The organism is Enterobacter sp. MGH 24, from assembly GCF_000493015.1.
Lineage (GTDB): Bacteria > Pseudomonadota > Gammaproteobacteria > Enterobacterales > Enterobacteriaceae > Enterobacter.
On the sequence record NZ_KI535657.1, the window covers coordinates 4483300 to 4505581 of the forward strand.

Here is a 22282-nt window from a genome sequence, read left to right on the forward strand (position 1 = left end):
ACCTTATACAGGTTGGCAATATAAGAATATTTTTATTTGGATTTTATGAGTCGGGTTTAAAACACGCGTTGCCAACAGGGATATACTTGTGCAAAGCGACAATGAATTTTTTATTTTGATTTTTTAACCCGCTGCTTCGATACGTTTCTCCGGGGAGAACGTAACGGATAGTGGCCTCATCATCCGTTGAATTGCACCCCTGCTGCACAATGATTTTAAAAAAAGTGTTCCCGGTATTTTTAAGCACCCCAGCCTGCTCATCCAGGGTATAGCGCAGGTCGATTTTTCTCGGGCGCACCACCAGTATCGTATCCAGGGCGATAGCCGGTATCGCTTCGCTTCTTTTTCCCCCGTTGCGCTCCGCGAACATCGTGACGGGCAGCTCCGTGAACTGCACCCGGTAATAGCGCTCCTTATCATCCTGCGGGCCGCGGTAGAAAATCTTAAAAAACTCCCCGGCATCCGGCGCCAGCGAGAACGTCAGCGGCGCAAAAATCAGCTCCCCTTCTTCTATATCCTGCCGCTTCTCCCCGCCCGGTCCGGGCTTATCAATTTTCACCGCAGAAATGCGATACACATTCTGCTTTTTGCTGTCGTTAAAAATGCGTTTGCTGATGAAAGACTTGTCCGCAGGCATCTCGTAAATCGTGGAATCGAGATACAGGGCGTGCGCCGAAAAGCTCAGCAGCGCCGCACTGATGATTGCCGCATACCCGCGCTTCATTTGGTGACACCCAGCCAGTTCGCGGTGACTTTGATTTCGCCGCTGGCGCTAACCACGCCTTCCCAGTCGGAGCCTGAAACCGTCAGCGCCGAGCGGGAGTCATTCATCGGGAACAGCAGCGATAAGCCGGTGCTGAAGTAGCTTCCGTCGTCGGTGTTATTCGCATCCCACGGCGTTTGCTGCCACAGCGCATCGTTGAGGCTGATGGGCGCCTCGCCGCAGCTATTACGCACCTGCGTCACGCTGCCCGACTGGTTGCTGTACTGCAGATACGCCGGGATCGGCACGCTGATCCCGCCCTGCGCGGAGGTAAACAGGCAGTACGGCGTATTGTTAATGGTCGTGGTGTCCCCCGTGACCTGAGCGGTAATACTGTCCGCCTGACGCGGGCCGGAAACGGTGACGACATAGTCCATGCCAATCGGGGAATCATCGCCGATGGTGCCGCTGCCGCTTGCCGACGTGGTGTTATTCGACGAGACAATGCTGATTCCATACTCCTTCGGAATAATGTTCAGCTGCAGCGATGGCGTGAACTCGTAATGTCCCGACTCCGGCGTTAAGCTATTGCGGAAGGCAAAGGTAAAAGGCTGGCTGTTGGTAATGCTGTAGCCCGAGTCGACAAGGTTTTTAAGAAACGTCTTCGACAAAAAGAGATAGACGTAGTGGCCGTCCGTTGAGAAGACATTGTAATAGGCCGTCGTCGCGCTGAAGTTATACCAGTTCGAGCCGTTGCCGGAATAACGTACCGTTGACGCCGCCGGGGTAAAGCCCAGCGCGGCGGAATCGATATAGGCCCTGAAGGTGAGCGAGGCGGTGAGGTTCGCGGTCTGCTGAAGGCTGTAGCTGACCATTTTGCAGATCACGCCGCTTACGTTTCCGACAACCCCCAACTCGCAGGCACCGGAGTCATTGGTAATGCTCGGCGTCCCGTCGCTGGCGATCCACAGTTCCTGAAAAGCGCTGGTAGATTCCAGCGCCAGATGGCCGCGCTTGGTTAAGGTGTAGTTTACGTAGTTCCAGCGCCCGGTGCTTTGATCCTTACAGCGCTCGCCCCCCGCGTAATCATAGTTAACCGAGGTATAGCAGCGGTTAAAGACATACGTTTCGCTGCTGCCGGTCGGCATCGCGCGGAAATATTCGTAGGCCGAATCGCTCAGCGACGCAAAGCCGTACGCCCCGCCCACCACGCCCGCGACCGAGCCGACCTGAGCGTGGTAGAAACCGTTGCCGTCTCGGCCCTGACCGGAGATATAGCCGGACGTTGGGCATTGCGTACCGCTGTAACAACGGATGCCGCTAAACGGCCCGTCAATCGGCGAATTATCGATCCACATATCCTGATAGTTATTCGCCGGAGCCGTCCAGCCCACGTAGCCGAGATAGCCGAGGCTCACCTGCGAGGTGCCGTATTTCACCCAGGTGTTGGATCCGCTAAAGCGAGGATCGAGCGCGGAGGGGGTAATGAAATACTCACCGTCCACGGCGTTTTCAATAAACAGAAAGTTATTGCTGACCGAGCCGGACGAGGACGCGGTCAACGCTTTCGCCGCCAGCGGCGTCAATGCACCCGCAACGAGTAACGGAAGAATAAGGTTAATATTTTTCATAGCATTATCTCTGCGCCATAGTCGATTGCAGTGCGCATTGCACGTCCCCGACCCACGCTGCGCCGCGGGCTTTTTCCAGATCTAAATCGGCTTCGCAGATGTTGCCATTCGCCGAAACAAGGGTAATGACGGGGAATGTCTTATCGATATCAATCGCGAACTCACCTTTCGCATCGGTGCGCGTTTTACCGATGTGGTTATGAATATCGGTATTGGCCGCGAGCTGTCCGTTTGGATAGCGCACGCGCCCGAAGACGGTCACCATGCTTTTCACTTCCGGCGCCACCACACCCACGTTGCCCGGATAGAGGTTCAGCGACTGCTTACGCCCGGAGACGATATCGAAGCTGTCCTCGGAGTTGCGGTCGTTCATGATCTCCAGCTTGTACTGAGCGTACGGCGGCAGCGCGATAAAGCTCGATTTGCCGCTCAGGACGTAGTGACGGTTATTGATTTTTGCCGCCAGCTTGCCGTCACCTGCCAGCCCGGTTTTCACGATGATGCCGGAACGCTGGCGCTCTTTGCTGAGGCCGAAATCGCCCCCCGCCCAGGCAACCGAACCCTGGGATGAGAAGTTCAGGTTGGTAGCGTTATCCGCCGATCGGGTAACGGAGACCGTCCCGGCGTTGTATTTGGTGGCGTAACTCATGTTGCCGTTCACGGAATAATCGTTGCCGTAGTTCTGCTCGCCGCTCAGCCGGGTGGAGGCCGCGATCCCTGCCGAGGTAATAGGCCCGTCTTCAAACTGCTTGCGGGCGCTGATGTTGCCCTGCGTTGCACCGTAACGATCCCGCGATGCCCCGACGCTCAGCCAGGAGGCCAGCGGCAGCGAGAAGTCGAGGCTGACGTAACGCTCCTGACGACCGTCGTCATTCCGGTTGTTGTAGTAATAGCGCTGCACCCCGGCGCGCAGGCCGACGGTGGCGTAACGCCCGGCGTACAGCGTGGTGCTGTAATCCAGGTTGCGATATTTGTTGCCCGAGTAGCGGTTTTCCGTCTGGCTCACCGTCAGCGATCCCCCGTGCGGAATGAAGCGTCCGAGGTTAATCGTGCCGCCAATGGAGTAGTTATCGCGCTCCTGCACCGGCAAACGGTCGCCAATTTTGCTGTCCTCGCGTGACGCCCACACCGAGCCAAACCCGCCGGGAGCGTTGAGGCTCACGCTGCTGACGTTGCGCCAGGTGCCGTCGTTTGCCACCAGCGTTTGGGTGCCCACGCTCACGTATTCATTGACGTTTAAGGTCAGGTCGGTTTCGTTCACGGCGTTGGAATCAAAGCCGTACAGCGTGGACTTCACGTTCAGGCCGGAGAGGATCGCCAGCGTCAGAGAGGCCGCACCGCCGGCAATCCAGGTCTGCTCGCTGCCGGCATTGTGGTAGTGATTGCGCTTGTAGCTTACGCGATCGTAATCCAGCGTTCCGCCGAACACCTGCCATGAGAGCTGGTCCAGCCCGGCGGCCTGCTGGCGCGCGAAGATTTTATTCACGCGGCTGACGCGGGTGTTCACCGTGCGACCATTCACCACGATATCCACCGTCACGTCGTAAACCCCGTAGGGAAAACGGCTGGTGTCTATTTCGTAGCTGCCCATGTTGAAGTTCTGCACGCTCAGCAAGCGCCCGTCGCGGAAGACGTGGACTTCCCCGGCGGCAGGAAGAAAGACCGTAATGGGGGTCAGCGACAGCGCGGTATTTTCTACCACTGTGCTGCCTTTATTGCCGTAGCTGGCGCCGTAGATTTTTCCGCCGTTCAGCGCGTTCAGGCTGGCAATGGACTGCACGTTCCACGTATCCAGCATCCCCAGCGCCAGGCGATAGCCCTCGTAGTCGCGCTCGTACATCGCGCGATACACCTTGCTCGAACTGTTGCTCTCGCCAATACCGTATACCGAACCGTTAATATTGAAGTGATGCTCCCGAAGCGACAGGGTGTTATCCAGCGTTAAATAGCTGCGCGAGCTGCTGCCATTCTGATAGTCATTGTAATAGGTGCCGAAATTGTAATTCAGCACGTTAGAGAGCCTGTCCACGCTGGACGGGCCTAATAAGGTGCTGCGCGCCACTACCGCCTCGGTTAGCGCGTCCCGACTGACGATCATCTCCAGGTGAAACGACGAAACGTTAAGCTGCAGGCGGGCTTCCGACGTCAGGGCAATCGCGGTGTTATCGACAAACTTAGCGTCAGCGATTTTTTCTACCATGCCGCGGGTTTTATCCGACAGCACGGCGTTATTTGGCAGGTCGGAAACCATAATCGACTTCACGGTAATGTTACCGTCGACCAGAGAGATCACCGCATCCGCAATTTTCTGCTGACTCTTTTCGTCCGTTTCCTGATAGCGAATAAATACCGGAACCGTCATACCCTGCTCCAGCGAACGGGCAAACGCGCCAGGAATAACGTATTTCCCGATCTTCACGGGCGCAGAATGGGCAAAGCCTGGTGTTAACGCTAACGAGAGAAAAACACTTCCCCCAACGAGATATTTAAATGACATACGCATCCTTACACATCGGCATTTTAATTTTTGGTACCGGTAATGGCGTTATGTTTTTACTTCACTGTAATAAATTGCTTGCCGTGCCAGATGCCAATACGAGTACGGCTATTCGACACATCGCTTTTTTGCAGCCTTATTTTTGTGCCCGGCATGACGTAATAACGCTCGCGGCAGCCCCTGCCCTGATCCTGCGCCTTGTCCTTGCAGGCGCCGTAGGCGATCACGCGAAATGAGACATTGCCGGTATTGGTAATCAGGTCGCCCTGACGGCTGTAGTCGAAGCGCTCCTTACGCGGGGCAACAACCAGAATGGTGCCAATCTCCGCTGAGGCCGTGGCCGTCGCGGCTTTACCGGCTTTGGTGGTTGCGCTTTCACTGATCGGCTCGTCTATCCACTGCAGGCGGTAATAACGCTCTTTATCATCCTCCGGACCTTTATAGAAAAAACGGAACACATCTTTCGCTTCGCCAGGAAGAATAAGGCTGGCGGGTGTCGATAATAATTCACCGGGATTAACGTTCAGCTCGACGCCGCCGGGCAGCGGAGAGGAGAGTTGTTTTACCGTCACACTCACGTAGCGCGCAGAATCCGTCGTGTTGATAATTTCTTTCGATAATGAACTCTCTTCGGAAATCATTATCGATGTAATATCACCCACATTAATTGCCCAGCTGGAAAAGGATGTAGCCATCCCTACCAACATGGCTATTGGCACATATTTAGTCATTACTTATTTCCTGAGAAAATTCGGGAGAGGAACTCTCCCGAATTTTATTCATTACGCTGGCGTGGTCCAGGTCGCGTTGAACTGTACTTTCACATCGCCTGTCCAGTAGCCGTCAGGCAGCGCTGAGTAATCTGTTACCGGAGTCGTACCGTCAGAGGTAGCAGAGGAAATAGAGAACTTGAAGCTGGACTGATCGCTCACGCGCTCCGCACCGTTATAAGCACCATCCGCCATCAGGCTCTCGAGGCCAGAGGTTGAAGAGGAATTAACCAGTACGGTTTCAGACGCGCTGGAGAGCGCGTTGCCGTTCCATGCCACACCCACGTCCAGCGTAGACGCATCGCCGCTTGCGTTGGTCAGAGTATTGCTAATGACCTGTGCAGTCAGCTCGAAATCTGTCGCACTTTCTTGTCCCTGAATGGTTACGTCAAAAGCGCCGTCCTGAGTGTTAAACCCGTTCAGGCCTTCCGCATACTGGAAAGTCAGAGAGTTCAGCGGAGTAACAACCAGCATGCTGGTTGTATCTTTTGTAGCCGTTGCATCCCATGACGCTGTAGCAGAGGCAGTCACATCAGCCATTGCATTTGCTGCTGCGAACACAGAAACCAGAGAGGCCACCAGTAATAACTTTTTCATTTTTTTCTCCTGAGAACAAACGCGCAACCAGGCACTCTTTATAAGAACCAGGATGCTCCATTTAATTGCGAGCGAAATTTGCCGCGCCAAAAAAGTATTATTCGAAATAACCTCCCCCACAACATCATAAAATACGAAAAACCTTAACATCTCTAAGAATTTTCTTATCAAAAATAGGTTGGCAACACCCGATAGCAACATTAAAATCTTATAAATAAATAATTTGCAGTTTTTAATGCTTAATTAAACACAAATTAAGGATTTTAAATCTATTCTTATTTTTTGATACAAATCAAAATAGGAAAAGAATGCAAAAAAGCTAAAAAACATTATGAATCAATTAACTATTGAACTCGTTCTAAAATAAAAACGTTTGTTAAATTTTTGCTAAAAATATGCATCAATTTAGTACGGAGTGGAAAATTCCTATACTATATTAATAATGACAGGAATATTCTTAGATTTTTAATTAATAATAAATACCGAGCAGCAGGTTATATTTTTTATCGAAGAAGAGTGACTTCGGAATATTCCACGAATAAAGAATATTCCTGGATTAAACCGAATCCGCGAAGCGCTACGCAACGAAGCCGCACCGGCACCATTCAGACCATTCCTGACAGTCTTCCATATTTCCTCCATTTTTCCGCGGTGTTAGCTGACTAAACTAGTATCATTCCCCGAAGTATTCAGGATGAGAACGTATAACGATGAAAGGTAGTAACAACTCCCGCTGGGCAATCGCCGCTGGCATCATTGTGGTGGCCCTTGCCGCCGCCTGGTACTGGCACAGTCAATCCGCGAACTCCGCTGCCCCCGCTGGTGCCAGTAGTCAGGCGCAGCGCCCTGCAGGCGGAGGACGTCACGGTATGCGCGGCGGCGCGCTGGCGCCGGTCCAGGCAGCCACGGCGGTCAATAAAGCCGTTCCGCGCTATCTCTCCGGACTGGGGACAATAACTGCTGCCAACACCGCTACGGTGCGCAGCCGCGTCGACGGTCAGCTCATGGCGATCCACTTTCAGGAAGGTCAGCAGGTGAAAGCGGGCGACCTGCTGGCGGAAATCGACCCAAGCCAGTTCAAGGTGGCCCTTGCCCAGGCGCAGGGACAGCTGGCGAAAGACAAAGCCACCCTCGCCAACGCCCGCCGGGATTTAGCGCGCTACCAGCAGCTGGTGAAAACGAACCTGGTATCGCGTCAGGAGCTGGACACCCAGCAGTCGCTGGTCAGCGAAACGCAGGGCACCATCAAAGCCGACGAAGCCGCCGTGGCCAGCGCCCAGTTGCAGCTGGACTGGAGCCGCATTACCGCGCCGATTGACGGGCGCGTGGGCCTGAAGCAGGTCGATATCGGCAACCAGATCTCCAGCGGCGACACCACGGGCATCGTGGTGATCACCCAGACCCACCCGATTGATTTAGTCTTTACCCTGCCGGAAAGCGATATCGCGACCGTGATGCAGGCGCAGAAAGCCGGTAAAGGCCTGGTGGTGGAAGCCTGGGACCGCACCAACAAGCAGAAACTGAGCGAAGGCACCCTGCTCAGTCTGGATAACCAAATCGACACCACTACCGGCACCATCAAGCTGAAGGCGCGCTTTTCTAATCAGGACGATGCCCTGTTCCCGAACCAGTTCGTGAACGCGCGGATGCTGGTTGCAACCGAAGAAAACGCGGTGGTGATCCCCACCGCTGCGCTGCAGATGGGCAACGAAGGTAACTTCGTCTGGGTGCTGAACAGCGACAATAAAGTTAGCAAGCACCTGGTGAAAACCGGTATCCAGGACAGCCAGACGGTGGTCATCGCCGCCGGCCTTTCCGCAGGCGACCGCGTGGTCACCGACGGCATCGACCGTCTGACCGAAGGGGCCAAAGTGGAAGTGGTTGAACCTGCGAAACAGGGAGAGAAATCCTGATGCAGGTGATGCCCCCAGGCTCTACAGGCGGGCCGTCACGCCTGTTTATCCTCCGCCCTGTCGCCACCACGCTGCTGATGGTGGCGATCCTGCTCGCCGGGATTATCGGCTATCGCTTCCTGCCCGTGTCGGCGCTACCGGAGGTGGATTATCCCACCATCCAGGTGGTGACGCTCTATCCAGGCGCCAGTCCGGATGTCGTGACATCCGCCATTACCGCCCCGCTGGAGCGCCAGTTCGGCCAGATGTCGGGGCTAAAACAGATGTCCTCCCAGAGTTCCGGCGGGGCATCCGTCGTGACGCTGCAGTTCCAGCTGTCGCTGTCGCTGGACGTCGCCGAGCAGGAGGTGCAGGCCGCGATTAACGCCGCCACCAACCTGCTGCCGTCGGATCTGCCTAACCCGCCGGTCTACAGCAAGGTGAACCCGGCGGATCCGCCGATCATGACGCTTGCCGTCACCTCCTCCGCCATGCCGATGACCCAGGTCGAAGACATGGTCGAAACGCGCGTGGCGCAGAAAATTTCACAGGTCTCCGGCGTCGGCCTCGTCACGCTGGCGGGTGGCCAGCGCCCCGCCGTGCGCGTGAAGCTGAACGCGCAGGCGATTGCCGCGCTGGGCCTGACCAGCGAAACCATCCGCACCGCCATCAGCAGCGCCAACGTTAACTCGGCAAAAGGCTCGCTGGACGGCCCCACCCGCGCCGTGACGCTCTCTGCCAACGATCAGATGCAGTCCGCCGATGAATACCGCCAGCTGATTATTGCTTACCAGAACGGCGCACCGGTGCGTCTGGGCGACGTGGCGACCGTAGAGCAAGGTGCTGAAAACAGCTGGCTCGGCGCCTGGGCCAACAGGCAGCAGGCGATCGTGATGAACGTGCAGCGCCAGCCGGGCGCTAACATTATCGATACCGCCGACAGCATCCGCACCATGCTGCCGCAGCTGATCGAAAGCCTGCCGAAATCGGTCAGCGTGAAGGTGCTTTCCGACCGCACCACCAACATTCGCGCGTCGGTCACCGACACCCAGTTTGAGCTGATGCTGGCGATTGCGCTGGTGGTGATGATCATTTACCTGTTCCTGCGCAACGTGCCGGCGACCATTATTCCTGCCGTCGCCGTGCCGCTCTCGCTGGTCGGGACCTTTGCGGTGATGGTGTTCCTCGACTTTTCGATTAACAACCTGACGCTGATGGCGCTCACCATCGCCACCGGGTTCGTGGTTGACGACGCCATCGTCGTTATCGAGAACATTTCGCGCTATATCGAGAAAGGCGAAAAGCCGCTGGCGGCCGCGCTGAAGGGCGCGGGCGAAATCGGCTTTACCATTATCTCGCTGACCTTCTCGCTGATTGCGGTGCTGATCCCGCTGCTGTTTATGGGCGATATCGTCGGGCGGCTGTTCCGCGAGTTTGCCGTCACGCTGGCGGTCGCCATTTTGATCTCCGCCGTGGTGTCGCTGACCCTGACGCCGATGATGTGCGCCCGCATGCTGAGCCACGCGTCCCTGCGCAAGCAAAACCGCTTCTCCCGCGCCTCTGAGAGGATGTTCGAGCGGATTATTGCCGCTTACGGTCGCGTGCTGGCGAAAGTCCTGAACCATCCGTGGGCAACCCTCGGCGTCGCGCTCGGCACGCTGGCGCTCAGCGTGATGCTGTGGATTTTCATTCCGAAAGGCTTCTTCCCGATTCAGGACAACGGCATTATTCAGGGCACGCTTCAGGCCCCGCAGTCGGTCTCCTTCGCCAGTATGGCCCAGCGCCAGCAGCAGGTGTCTGAGATCGTCATGAAAGATCCGGCGGTAGAGAGCCTGACCTCCTACGTGGGCGTCGATGGCACCAGCCCGTCGCTCAACAGCGCGCGTCTGCAGATCAACCTCAAACCGCTGGATGAACGCGACGATCGCGTCAACGCCGTCATTGAGCGTCTTCAAAACGCCGTCGCGCGCGTGCCGGGCGTGGAGCTTTACCTGCAGCCGATTCAGGATTTGACCATTGATACCCAGGTCAGCCGCACGCAGTACCAGTTCACGCTGCAGGCCACCACGCTGGACGCGCTCAGCACCTGGGTGCCGCAGCTGGTGAATACGCTTAACACCCTGCCGCAGCTCGCCGACGTCAGCAGCGACTGGCAGGACAAAGGGCTGGCGGCCTACGTGAACGTCAACCGCGATACCGCGAGCCGACTGGGCATTACCATGTCGGATGTGGACAACGCCCTGTACAACGCCTTCGGTCAGCGCCTGATCTCCACCATCTACACCCAGGCCAACCAGTATCGCGTGGTGCTGGAGCACAACACGGAGAACACGCCCGGCCTGGCGGGGCTGGACTCGGTGCGCCTGACCAGCAAAGACGGCGGTATTGTGCCCCTGAGCGCTATCGCCACGGTGGAAGAACGCTATACCCCGCTGTCGATCAACCATCTGGATCAGTTCCCGTCCACCACCATTTCCTTCAACGTGCCGGACAATTATTCTCTCGGCGAAGCGGTGGAGGCCATTCAGGCTGCTGAAAAAGAACTCAGCTTCCCGTCCGATATTCAGACCCAGTTCCAGGGCAGCACGCTGGCGTTTCAGGCCGCGCTGGGTAACACCATCTGGCTGATCGTCGCGGCGGTCGTGGCGATGTACATCGTGCTCGGCGTGCTGTACGAAAGCTTTATCCACCCGATCACCATCCTCTCTACCCTGCCGACGGCAGGCGTGGGGGCACTGCTGGCGCTGATGCTGGCGGGCAGCGAGCTGGACGTCATTGCCATCATCGGCATCATCCTGCTTATCGGGATCGTGAAGAAAAACGCCATCATGATGATCGACTTCGCCCTGGCCGCCGAGCGCGAGCAGGGCATGTCGCCGCGCGATGCCATCTTCCAGGCCTGCCTGCTGCGTTTTCGTCCGATCCTGATGACCACGCTGGCCGCCCTGCTGGGCGCGCTGCCGCTGATGCTCAGCACCGGCGTCGGCGCGGAGCTGCGCCGTCCGCTGGGTATCGGCATGGTCGGCGGTCTGCTGGTGAGCCAGGTGCTAACGCTCTTCACCACGCCGGTGATCTACCTGCTGTTTGACCGCCTGGCGCTGTGGACCAAAAGCCGCTTCCCGAAACGTGAAGAGGAGGCATAAGTGAAGTTTTTCGCCCTCTTCATTTATCGCCCGGTGGCGACGATTTTAATCTCGCTCGCCATTACCCTCTGCGGCGTGCTGGGCTTCCGGCTGCTGCCGGTGGCCCCCCTGCCGCAGGTGGATTTCCCGGTGATCATGGTCAGCGCCTCGCTGCCGGGTGCGTCACCGGAGACCATGGCCTCCTCGGTTGCCACGCCGCTGGAGCGTTCGCTCGGGCGGATTGCGGGGGTCAACGAGATGACCTCCAGCAGCTCGCTGGGCAGCACGCGCATCATTCTGGAGTTCAGCTTCGACCGGGATATTAACGGCGCAGCGCGCGACGTGCAGGCGGCCATCAACGCCGCGCAAAGCCTGCTGCCGAGCGGGATGCCGAGCCGCCCAACCTACCGCAAGGCCAACCCGTCCGATGCGCCAATCATGATCCTGACGCTGACCTCGGATACGTATTCGCAGGGGCAGCTGTACGATTTTGCGTCTACCCAGCTGGCGCAGACCATCTCACAGATTAACGGCGTGGGCGACGTGAGCGTTGGCGGGAGTTCCCTGCCCGCCGTGCGCGTGGGCCTAAACCCGCAGGCGCTGTTCAACCAGGGCGTGTCGCTGGATGACGTGCGCTCCGCCATCAGCAACGCCAACGTGCGTAAACCGCAGGGAGCGGTGGAGGACGGCGGCCACCGCTGGCAGATCCACACTAACGACGAGCTGAAAACCGCCGCGGAATATCAGCCGCTCATTATTCACTACAACAACGGCGCGGCGGTGCGCTTGAGCGACGTTGCCAGCGTCACCGACTCGGTGCAGGACGTGCGCAACGCCGGGATGACCAACGCTAAGCCGGCGATTCTGCTGATGATCCGCAAGCTGCCGGAAGCGAATATTATTGAGACGGTGAACAGCATTCGCGCCCGTCTTCCGGACCTGCAGGAGACCATCCCGGCCGCGATCAATCTGCAAATTGCCCAGGATCGCTCCCCGACCATTCGGGCCTCGCTCGAAGAGGTGGAGCAGACGCTGATTATCTCCGTCGCGCTGGTGATCCTGGTGGTCTTCCTGTTCCTGCGCTCCGGCCGCGCGACGCTTATTCCGGCGGTGGCCGTGCCGGTCTCGCTGATCGGTACCTTTGCCGCCATGTACCTGTGCGGGTTTAGCCTCAACAACCTGTCGCTGATGGCCCTGACGATTGCTACGGGCTTCGTGGTGGATGACGCCATCGTGGTGCTGGAAAACATTTCCCGCCACCTGGAAGCGGGCGTGAAGCCGCTGCAGGCCGCGCTGCAGGGCACGCGCGAGGTGGGCTTTACGGTGCTCTCCATGAGCCTGTCGCTGGTGGCGGTGTTCCTGCCGCTGCTGCTGATGGGCGGTCTGCCGGGCCGGCTGCTGCGCGAGTTTGCCGTCACCCTCTCGGTCGCGATCGGCATTTCGCTGGCGATCTCCTTAACGCTGACGCCGATGATGTGCGGCTGGATGCTCAAGCGCAGCAAACCCCATTCGCAGCCGCGCCGCAAAGGCTTTGGCCGCTTCCTGATGGCGATGCAGGAAGGCTACGGCAAATCGCTGAAGTGGGTGCTGAACCATACCCGGCTGGTCGGCCTGGTGCTGATTGGCACCATCGTGCTCAACGTCTGGATGTACATCACCATCCCGAAAACCTTCTTCCCCGAGCAGGACACCGGCGTGCTGATGGGGGGGATACAGGCGGACCAGAGCATTTCGTTCCAGGCGATGCGCGGCAAGCTGCAGGACTTTATGAAGATCATTCGTGAAGACAAAGCCGTGGATAACGTCACCGGCTTTACCGGCGGGTCACGCGTCAACAGCGGGATGATGTTTATTACCCTGAAACCGCGCGGCGAGCGCAACGAAACCGCCCAGCAGGTGATTGACCGCCTGCGGGTAAAGCTTGCCAAAGAGCCGGGGGCAAACCTGTTTTTGATGGCCGTTCAGGATATCCGCGTCGGCGGCCGTCAGGCGAACGCCAGCTATCAGTACACGTTGCTCTCGGACGATTTAGCCGCCCTGCGCGAGTGGGAGCCGAAGATCCGCAAGGCGCTGGCCGCTCTGCCGGAGCTGGCGGACGTCAACTCCGATCAGCAGGACAACGGTGCCGAGATGGCCCTGACCTACGACCGCGAAACCATGTCGCGTCTGGGCATTAACGTTGAAGCCGCCAACAGCCTGCTGAACAACGCCTTCGGCCAGCGCGAGATCTCCACCATCTACCAGCCGATGAACCAGTACAAGGTGGTGATGGAGGTTGACCCGCGCTATACCCAGGACATCAGCGCCCTGGACAAAATGTTTGTGATTAACAGCGACGGCAAGGCGATTCCGCTCTCCTACTTTGCCAGCTGGCAGCCCGCCAACGCGCCGCTGTCGGTGAACCATCAGGGGCTTTCGGCAGCGTCGACCATCTCCTTTAACCTGCCCGCCGGTTCATCGCTTTCTGAAGCCAGCGACGCAATCAACCGTGCGATGACGCAGCTTGGCGTGCCGTCCACCGTGCGCGGCAGCTTTGCCGGGACCGCGCAGGTGTTCCAGGAGACGATGAACTCGCAGGTAATTTTGATTCTGGCCGCCATCGCCACGGTTTATATTGTGCTGGGCGTGCTGTACGAGAGCTACGTGCACCCGCTGACCATTCTCTCGACGCTGCCGTCGGCGGGCGTGGGGGCGCTGCTGGCGCTGGAGCTGTTCGGCGCGCCGTTCAGCCTTATCGCGCTCATCGGGATCATGCTATTAATTGGTATTGTGAAGAAAAACGCGATCATGATGGTCGACTTCGCCCTGGACGCCCAGCGCAACGGCAATCTGTCGCCGGAAGAGGCGATCTTCCAGGCCTGCCTGCTGCGTTTTCGTCCGATCATGATGACCACCCTGGCGGCGCTGTTTGGCGCGCTGCCGCTGGTTATCTCGGGCGGCGACGGCTCCGAGCTGCGCCAGCCGCTGGGGATCACCATTGTCGGCGGCCTGGTGATGAGCCAGCTGCTGACGCTGTACACCACGCCGGTGGTCTATCTGTTCTTTGACCGCCTGCGGCTGCGCTTTTCGCGTAAAAACAGAGAAACGGTGACCGGGTAAATGACTGAGCTTCCCAGCAGCGTTCGCTGGCAATTATGGATAGTCGCCTTCGGCTTTTTTATGCAGTCGCTGGATACGACCATCGTTAACACCGCCCTCCCCTCCATGGCAAAAAGCCTGGGGGAGAGCCCGCTGCATATGCATATGGTGATAGTCTCCTACGTGCTGACGGTGGCGGTGATGCTGCCTGCCAGCGGCTGGCTGGCGGACAAAGTTGGGGTGCGGAATATCTTTTTTACCGCCATCGTGCTGTTTACCACCGGCTCGCTGTTTTGCGCTCAGGCCAACACCCTCGACCAGCTGGTGATGGCGCGGGTGCTGCAGGGCGTTGGCGGGGCGATGATGGTGCCCGTCGGGCGGCTAACGGTGATGAAGATTGTGCCGCGCGAGCAGTACATGGCGGCGATGACCTTTGTGACCCTGCCCGGCCAGGTGGGGCCGCTGCTGGGCCCGGCGCTCGGCGGCATTCTGGTGGAGTACGCCTCGTGGCACTGGATCTTCTTAATCAACCTGCCGGTAGGCATCATCGGCGCCATCGCCACCCTGACGCTGATGCCGAACTACAAAATGCAGACGCGGCGCTTTGATTTCTTTGGCTTTATTCTGCTGGCGGCAGGCATGGCCACGCTCACTCTGGCGCTCGACGGGCAAAAAGGTCTGGGGATTTCACCCCTGACGCTCGGGCTCCTGATCGCGCTCGGCGTTACCGCCATACTGTGGTACCTTCGGCATGCCAGAGGTAACGATAAGGCGCTGTTCAGCCTGAACCTGTTTAAAAACCCTACCTACCGTCTTGGCCTGTTCGGCAGCTTCGCCGGACGCGTCGGCAGCGGCATGCTGCCGTTTATGACGCCCGTGTTCCTGCAAATTGGCCTGGGTTTCTCGCCGTTTCACGCGGGCCTGATGATGATCCCGATGGTGCTCGGCAGCATGGGAATGAAGCGCATCGTGGTGCAGGTGGTGAACCGCTTTGGCTACCGTCACGTGCTGGTGACCGCCACGCTGGGGCTGGCGCTGGTCAGCCTGCTGTTTATGGCCGTGGCGCTGATGGGCTGGTACTACGTTCTGCCGCTGGTACTTTTCTGCCAGGGGATCGTCAACTCCATGCGCTTCTCGTCGATGAATACCCTGACGCTGAAGGATCTGCCGGACGAGCTGGCGAGCAGCGGCAACAGCCTGCTGTCGATGATCATGCAGCTCTCAATGAGCGTCGGGGTGACCATCGCGGGCTTACTGCTCGGCATGTACGGCCAGCACCACCTCAGCGTCGACACGCCGGTGGCGCATCAGGTCTTTTTGTATACCTATCTCAGCATGGCGGTCATCATCGCCCTGCCCGCTTTCATCTTCGCCAGAGTGCCGGATGATACCAGCAAGAACATCGTCATCAGGCGCGGCAAAAGGAGTGGTTCATGAAATTCTGGCGTCCGGGCATTACCGGCAAGCTCTTCGTGGCGATATTTGCCACCTGTATCGTCCTGCTGGTCACCATGCACTGGGCGGTGCGGATCAGCTTCGAGCGCGGCTTTATTGATTACATCAAGCATGGCAATGAACAGCGTTTACAGGGCTTAAGCGATGCGCTGAGTGAACAGTACGCCCAGCACGGCAACTGGCGTTTTCTGCGCAATAACGACCGCTTTATTTTCCAGATCCTGCGCTCGCTGGAGCACGATACCGGTGACGATCGTCCGGGGCCAGGCATGCCGCCGCACGGCTGGCGCACCCAGTTCTGGGTGATTGACCAGGACATGCGCACGCTGGTGGGTCCGCGCGCGCCGATACCGCCGGACGGCACCCGTCGTGCGATCAAAGTCAATAATGCGACAGTCGGCTGGGTTATTGCCTCTCCGGTGGAGCGCCTGACGCGCAACACCGACATCAACTTTGACCGCCAGCAGCGTCGGACGAGCTGGCTGATTGTCGCCCTCTCCACCCTGCTCGCCGCGCTCGCCACCTTCCCGCTGGCGCGCGGTCTGCTCGCCCCGGTGAAACGGCTGGTGGAAGGCACGCACAAGCTGGCCGCCGGGGATTTCACCACACGTGTCGATACCCGCAGCCAGGACGAACTGGGCAAGCTGGCGCAGGATTTTAACCAGCTCGCCAGCACGCTGGAGAAGAACCAGCAGATGCGCCGCGACTTTATGGCCGATATCTCCCACGAGCTGCGCACGCCGCTGGCGGTGCTGCGCGGCGAACTGGAGGCCATCCAGGACGGCGTGCGCCAGTTTACGCCCGAATCGGTCGCCTCCCTGCAGGCGGAGGTGGGCACGCTCACCAAGCTGGTGGACGATCTCCACCAGCTCTCCATGTCTGACGAGGGTGCGCTGGCCTACCAGAAAGCGCCGGTGGACGTGATTAACATTCTGGAAGTGATCAGCGGTGCCTTCCGCGAGCGGTTTGCCAGCCGCGACCTGAAAATCGACCTCTCCCTGCCGGACAGCGCGGTGGTGTTTGGCGACAAGGATCGTCTGATGCAGCTCTTCAACAACCTGCTGGAAAACAGCCTGCGCTACACCGACAGCGGCGGCGGGCTGCACATCTCCGGCAGGCAGGAAAACGGACGCTTTGCCCTCACCTTCGCGGATTCCGCCCCCGGCGTGCAGGACGCGCAGCTGGAAAAACTGTTTGAACGTTTCTACCGTACCGAAGGCTCCCGCAACCGCGCCAGCGGCGGTTCCGGCCTGGGGCTGGCGATTTGCGTTAACATCGTCGAGGCGCATAATGGCACGATCCGCGCCGCCCATTCGCCTTTTGGCGGGGTTAGCATTACAGTAGAGTTACCTCTGGAACGGGATTTATCGAGAGAAGTATGACCGAGTTACCCATTGACGAAAACACGCCGCGCATTTTGATCGCGGAAGACGAGCCGAAGCTGGGGCAGTTGCTGATCGACTATTTACGCGCGGCCAGCTACGCCCCGTCGCTGATAAGCCACGGCGACCAGGTGCTGCCGTACGTGCGCCAGACCCCGCCGGATCTGATCCTGCTGGATTTAATGCTGCCGGGCGTTGACGGACTGACCCTGTGCCGGGAAATTCGTCGTTTCTCTGACGTGCCGATCGTGATGGTCACCGCGAAAATCGAAGAGATCGACCGCCTGCTGGGGCTCGAAATTGGCGCGGACGATTACATCTGCAAACCCTACAGCCCGCGTGAAGTGGTCGCCCGCGTGAAAACCATTCTGCGCCGCTGCAGGCCGCAGCGCGAGCTTCAGGTGCTCGACGCCGAAAGCCCGCTGATTGTCGACGAAAGCCGCTTCCAGGCAAGCTGGCGCAGCAAGCTGCTGGACCTGACGCCTGCGGAGTTCCGCCTGCTGAAAACCCTCTCCCACGAGCCGGGGAAAGTCTTTTCCCGCGAACAGCTGCTAAACCACCTGTATGACGATTACCGCGTCGTGACCGACCGCACCATTGACAGCCATATCAAAAACCTGCGCCGCAAGCTGGAGGCGCTGGACGCCGAGCAGTCGTTTATTCGCGCGGTGTATGGCGTAGGGTATCGCTGGGAAGCGGATGCGTGCAGGATTGCCTAGTCATCCGCGGGTCAATGTAGGCCGGGTAAGGCGAAGCCGCCACCCGGCACAATAACTTTACCTCCCTGCCCCGCAGCGCTACAATGCCCGCCCTTAAAGTGGGGGATCTCCCCTTACCGCTGCACCTGGTGCACGCGGATCTGACCTGTCATCAGAACGAGAACAAACATGTTTAAACCGGAACTCCTTTCCCCGGCGGGAACGCTGCAAAATATGCGTTACGCTTTCGCCTATGGTGCCGACGCCGTTTACGCGGGCCAGCCCCGCTACTCGCTGCGCGTGCGTAACAACGAATTCAACCACGAGAACCTGCAGCTCGGCATCAACGAAGCACATGCCCTGGGCAAAAAATTCTACGTGGTCGTGAACATCGCGCCGCACAACGCCAAGCTGAAAACGTTCATTCGTGACCTGAAGCCGGTGGTGGATATGGGCCCGGACGCGCTGATCATGTCGGACCCGGGTTTAATCATGCTGGTTCGGGAGAATTTCCCGGAGATGGATATTCACCTCTCCGTACAGGCTAACGCCGTCAACTGGGCGACGGTCAAGTTCTGGAAGCAGATGGGGCTGACCCGCGTCATTCTGTCCCGTGAACTGTCCCTCGAAGAGATCGAAGAGATCCGCACCCAGGTGCCGGATATGGAAATCGAAATCTTCGTTCACGGCGCGCTGTGCATGGCCTACTCAGGTCGCTGCCTGCTCTCCGGCTATATCAACAAGCGCGACCCGAACCAGGGCACCTGCACCAACGCCTGCCGCTGGGAATATAACGTCCAGGAAGGCAAAGAGGATGACGTCGGCAACATCGTCCACAAGCATGAGCCGATCCCGGTCACCAACGTCGAGCCGACGCTGGGCATCGGCGCGCCAACCGACAGCGTGTTTATGATTGAAGAAGCCAAACGTCCGGGCGAGTACATGACCGCCTTTGAAGACGAGCACGGCACCTACATCATGAACTCGAAAGATCTGCGCGCCATCGCCCACGTTGAGCGTCTGACCCAGATGGGCGTGCACTCCCTGAAAATTGAAGGGCGCACAAAATCCTATTACTACTGCGCGCGTACCGCGCAGGTGTACCGCAAAGCCATCGACGATGCGGCGGCCGGTAAACCGTTCGATACCAGCCTGCTGGAAACTCTGGAAGGCCTGGCGCACCGCGGCTATACCGAGGGCTTCCTGCGTCGTCATACCCATGACGACTACCAGAACTACGAGCACGGCTACTCCGTTTCCGAGCGCCAGCAGTTTGTCGGCGACTTCACCGGCGAGCGCAAAGGCGCGCTGGCAGCCGTCGCGGTGAAAAACAAATTCACCAAAGGCGACAGCCTGGAGCTGATGACCCCGCAGGGCAACATGAACTTCACGCTGGAGCATCTGGAAAACGGCAAAGGCGAGGCGATTGACGTGGCGCCGGGCGACGGTCATACCGTCTGGCTGCCGGTACCGGAAGAGGTGGAGCTGAAGTTCGCGCTGCTGATGCGTAACTTCAACGGTGAAAGCACCCGAAACCCGCACGGCAAATAGTCAATCAGGGAAATTTTTTCGCGCTGGGATAATTCTTAGAATCGGATCACATACCGCTTCGTTCAATACGGGTATTATCCCCCCGCTGAAAAACATAACCCATAAATGCTAGCTGTACCAGGAACCACCTCCTTAGCCTGCGTAATCTCCCTTACGCGGGCTTATTTTTTGCCTTCTCTTACCTCAACCCAGGCAATAAGCTCGTCAATTTGCCTCTCTGAGAACACGGCTATCCCATGCTCTGCAAGCAACGATGCCGCAACACCCCTCCCCGCTTTATGTATCCCGCCAAAAGATCCGTCATAAATAAGCTGACTGCCGCACGTTGGGCTGCCATCGGTTAACAATGCAGCGCTGCACCCCGACTCCTGAGCAGTGCGTAGCGCGAGCCAGGCTGCAAGCTGGTAATGCTCAGTCACATCCTGCCCAGTATTTTCAATGATTCTGGCTTGTCCGTGCATCACGTCTTTGCCATCAGCAGAGATAATCTCTGCCGGAGGACGAGGTACAGGCATCCCGGCCGCAAGTTCAGGGCAGTGGATAACCAGACGCTGTTCCTGCTGCCAGCGCTTGAGCTGCTCGTTCATTCGCGCTTTTTCACTTCCGTTATAACGAACCTTAAAGCCCATCAGGCACGCGCTTACCAAAATTTTATTCATCATCACTTTCCTGTGATTACGTTACTATCATCGCTGGAGTGTAACGCGCTTTCGGGCATATTTTGTTCCTTTCATCCTGTTCTTACCCGCTTTTTTCCTCTCTGCTATACACTCTTACTAACGCTAAAAAAGGGAGCAGCGCGGATGGCAACCTATTCAGACAGTTTATTGATTCTCAATGGCAAAAGCGCAGGCAACGATCCGTTGCGTCAGGCAATTCAGGGTTTGCGTGACGACGGCGCGCGCATTCACGTCAGGGTGACGTGGGAAAAAGGCGACGCGGCACGCTATATCAATGAAGCCCTCGGACTTGGCGTCAGCACCATTATTTCCGGCGGCGGCGATGGCACCATCAATGAGATTGCGTCAGCGCTTATCGACCTGCCCCCGGCAAACCGGCCGGTGATGGGTATTTTACCGCTCGGCACCGCCAATGATTTTGCCACCAGCGCCGGGATCCCCGAGGAATTAGAGAAGGCGCTCCAGCTGGCGATCCTCGGCAAGGCCACCGCTGTGGATATTGCGCAGGTGAATGATAAAACCTGTTTTATCAATATGGCGACGGGCGGGTTTGGCACGCGCATCACCAGCGAAACGCCGGAAAAACTGAAGGCGGCGCTGGGCGGTGTGTCGTACCTGATCCACGGCCTGATGCGCATGGACACCCTCAAGCCTGACCGCTGCGAAATTCGCGGCGAGGATTTTCAGTGGCAGGGTGACGCGCTGGTGATTGGGATTGGCAATGGCCGCCAGGCAGGCGGCGGGCAGCAGCTGTGTCCGGAGGCGCTGATTAATGACGGTCAGCTACAGCTGCGTATATTCACGGGCGATGGGCTGCTGCCCGCGCTGTTTACCACGCTGACGCAGCCGGAAGAGAGCCCGAATATCATCGCCGGAAAGTCGGCATGGTTTGAGGTGAATGCCCCGCACGGGATGACGTTTAACCTCGACGGAGAGCCGCTGAGCGGGACGCAGTTCCGCATTGAGGTGTTGCCCGGCGCGCTGCAGTGCAGGCTGCCGCCGGACTGTGTGCTTTTGCGCTGATTGTATTGCCGGGTGGTGGCTACGCCTTACCCGGCCTACGTTTCGCACTCAGGTTAGGCAATCGTTACTTTGCTATCCAGATAGACGTCCTGAACCGCATTGATCAGCTTCACACCGTCGGCCATCGATTTCTTAAACGCCTTACGGCCAAGGATCAGCCCCATGCCGCCCGCGCGTTTGTTGATAACCGCCGTGCGCACCGCGTCTGACAGGTCGGTATCCCCGCCCGCCGCGCCGCCGGAGTTAATCAGCCCCGCGCGGCCCATGTAGCAGTTCGCCAGCTGGTAGCGCACCAGGTCGATCGGGTTATCGCTGGTCAGCTTGCTGTAAACGCGGTCATCGGTATAGCCAAAGTTCACCGCTTTATACCCGCCGTTATTCTCGGCCATTTTCTGCTTCACGATATCTGCGCCGATGGTTGCCGCCAGGTGGTTCGCCTGCCCGGTCAGGTCGGCCGACACGTGGTAATCCACGCCGTCTTTCTTGAACGCGTTGTTGCGCAGATACGCCCACAGCACGGTGACCATGCCCAGCTCGTGCGCGCGCTCAAACGCCGCGGAGATCTCTTCAATCTGACGACGGGACTGTTCTGAGCCGAAGTAAATCGTCGCCCCTACCGCCACCGCGCCCATGTTGAACGCCTGCTCGACGCTGGCGTAGAGGGTCTGGTCATACTCGGTAGGGTAGCTGAGGGTTTCGTTATGGTTCAGCTTCACGAGGAACGGAATGCGGTGAGCATAGCGACGCGAAACCGAAGCCAGCACGCCGTATGTAGAGGCTACGCAGTTACAGCCCGCTTCAATCGCCAGCTCAACAATGTTCTTCGGATCGAAGTAGAGCGGATTCGCCGCAAAAGAGGCGCCCGCCGAGTGCTCAACGCCCTGGTCTACGGGCAGAATAGAGAGATACCCGGTGCCGCCAAGCCGCCCGGTGTTGTAAAGCGTCTGCATATTTCGCAGGACCGCAGGCGGACGGTTGTTATCGATCATCACGCGGTCAACGTAATCATGACCAGGCAGATACAGCTGGTCGGCTGGAATGGTCATACAACGATGCTGTAAAAGGCTGTCGGCGTCTTTGCCAAGCAACTGCGCAATATCAGTCATGTGATACTCCCGTAAGTCCGACGTCGTGTCGGTGTGTGTTTATCCAGTCCCATTTTTTATGGGCAGACTAAGCCTGGTACCGACTTAACAGATTTTC

15 protein-coding genes are annotated in these 22282 nt (G+C 58.2%); 8 read left to right on the forward strand and 7 right to left on the reverse strand.

Annotated features, from left to right (window positions below; translation table 11 throughout):
* Positions 1–43: 43 nt before the first annotated feature.
* The 5 genes from L370_RS01080 to L370_RS01060 are packed head-to-tail and all read right to left on the reverse strand — an operon-like array spanning position 44 to position 6198.
* Positions 44–724 carry a fimbrial biogenesis chaperone gene (locus L370_RS01080; protein ID WP_023336288.1) on the reverse strand — a complete coding sequence of 227 codons (681 nt, stop codon included), beginning with the start codon at positions 722–724 and terminating at the stop codon, positions 44–46.
* Positions 721–2334 carry a hypothetical protein gene (locus L370_RS01075; protein ID WP_023336289.1) on the reverse strand — a complete coding sequence of 538 codons (1614 nt, stop codon included), beginning with the start codon at positions 2332–2334 and terminating at the stop codon, positions 721–723. The genes L370_RS01080 and L370_RS01075 overlap by 4 nt, the downstream gene beginning before the upstream one ends.
* Before the next feature lie 4 nt (positions 2335–2338).
* Positions 2339–4831, reverse strand: coding sequence for a TcfC E-set like domain-containing protein (locus tag L370_RS01070; protein WP_023336290.1), 2493 nt, complete (start codon positions 4829–4831; stop codon positions 2339–2341).
* A gap of 56 nt (positions 4832–4887) precedes the next feature.
* Positions 4888–5562: an EcpB family pilus assembly chaperone gene (locus L370_RS01065; protein ID WP_023336291.1), complete on the reverse strand. Its 675-nt coding sequence runs from the start codon at positions 5560–5562 to the stop codon at positions 4888–4890.
* 51 nt (positions 5563–5613) lie between these two features.
* Complete coding sequence (locus L370_RS01060) at positions 5614–6198, reverse strand: common pilus major fimbrillin subunit EcpA (protein ID WP_023336292.1); 585 nt, start codon at positions 6196–6198, stop codon at positions 5614–5616.
* A gap of 710 nt (positions 6199–6908) precedes the next feature.
* On the opposite strand from L370_RS01060, the gene L370_RS01055 reads away from it, so the two are divergent.
* The 7 genes from L370_RS01055 (at position 6909) to yegQ (ending at position 19376) form a co-directional block, all read left to right on the forward strand.
* Positions 6909–8111 carry an MdtA/MuxA family multidrug efflux RND transporter periplasmic adaptor subunit gene (locus tag L370_RS01055; RefSeq protein WP_032666632.1) on the forward strand — a complete coding sequence of 401 codons (1203 nt, stop codon included), beginning with the start codon at positions 6909–6911 and terminating at the stop codon, positions 8109–8111.
* Positions 8111–11233 (forward strand): MdtB/MuxB family multidrug efflux RND transporter permease subunit, encoded by a 3123-nt coding sequence (locus tag L370_RS01050; protein WP_023336294.1) that lies wholly within the window; start codon positions 8111–8113, stop codon positions 11231–11233. The genes L370_RS01055 and L370_RS01050 overlap by 1 nt, the downstream gene beginning before the upstream one ends.
* Entirely contained in the window at positions 11234–14311 is a 3078-nt protein-coding gene (gene mdtC / locus L370_RS01045; protein WP_023336295.1) for a multidrug efflux RND transporter permease subunit MdtC, read from the forward strand. It abuts the gene before it with no gap.
* Positions 14312–15727, forward strand: coding sequence for an MFS transporter (locus L370_RS01040; protein WP_023336296.1), 1416 nt, complete (start codon positions 14312–14314; stop codon positions 15725–15727).
* On the forward strand, positions 15724–17127 hold the full coding sequence (gene baeS, locus L370_RS01035; protein ID WP_023336297.1) for an envelope stress sensor histidine kinase BaeS: 1404 nt from the start codon (positions 15724–15726) through the stop codon (positions 17125–17127). The genes L370_RS01040 and baeS overlap by 4 nt, the downstream gene beginning before the upstream one ends.
* Positions 17124–17846: an envelope stress response regulator BaeR gene (gene baeR / locus L370_RS01030; RefSeq protein WP_023336298.1), complete on the forward strand. Its 723-nt coding sequence runs from the start codon at positions 17124–17126 to the stop codon at positions 17844–17846. The genes baeS and baeR overlap by 4 nt, the downstream gene beginning before the upstream one ends.
* A 168-nt stretch (positions 17847–18014) precedes the next feature.
* A complete protein-coding gene (yegQ, locus tag L370_RS01025; protein WP_023312421.1) occupies positions 18015–19376 on the forward strand; it encodes a prephenate-dependent tRNA uridine(34) hydroxylase TrhP in 1362 nt (453 codons plus the stop codon).
* Positions 19377–19537: 161 nt separating this feature from the next.
* Here the strand turns inward: yegQ and L370_RS01020 are convergent, their stop codons facing one another.
* A complete protein-coding gene (locus L370_RS01020) occupies positions 19538–20038 on the reverse strand; it encodes a 2-thiouracil desulfurase family protein (RefSeq protein WP_023336299.1) in 501 nt (166 codons plus the stop codon).
* 141 nt (positions 20039–20179) lie between these two features.
* Here L370_RS01020 and yegS point away from each other — a divergent pair, with 141 nt between their 5' ends.
* The gene (gene yegS / locus L370_RS01015; protein WP_023336300.1) at positions 20180–21079 is read left to right on the forward strand and encodes a lipid kinase YegS; all 900 of its coding nucleotides are present in this window, start codon (positions 20180–20182) and stop codon (positions 21077–21079) included.
* A gap of 53 nt (positions 21080–21132) precedes the next feature.
* Here the strand turns inward: yegS and fbaB are convergent, their stop codons facing one another.
* Positions 21133–22185 (reverse strand): class I fructose-bisphosphate aldolase, encoded by a 1053-nt coding sequence (gene fbaB / locus L370_RS01010; protein ID WP_023312424.1) that lies wholly within the window; start codon positions 22183–22185, stop codon positions 21133–21135.
* Between the last annotated feature and the right edge of the window lie 97 nt (positions 22186–22282).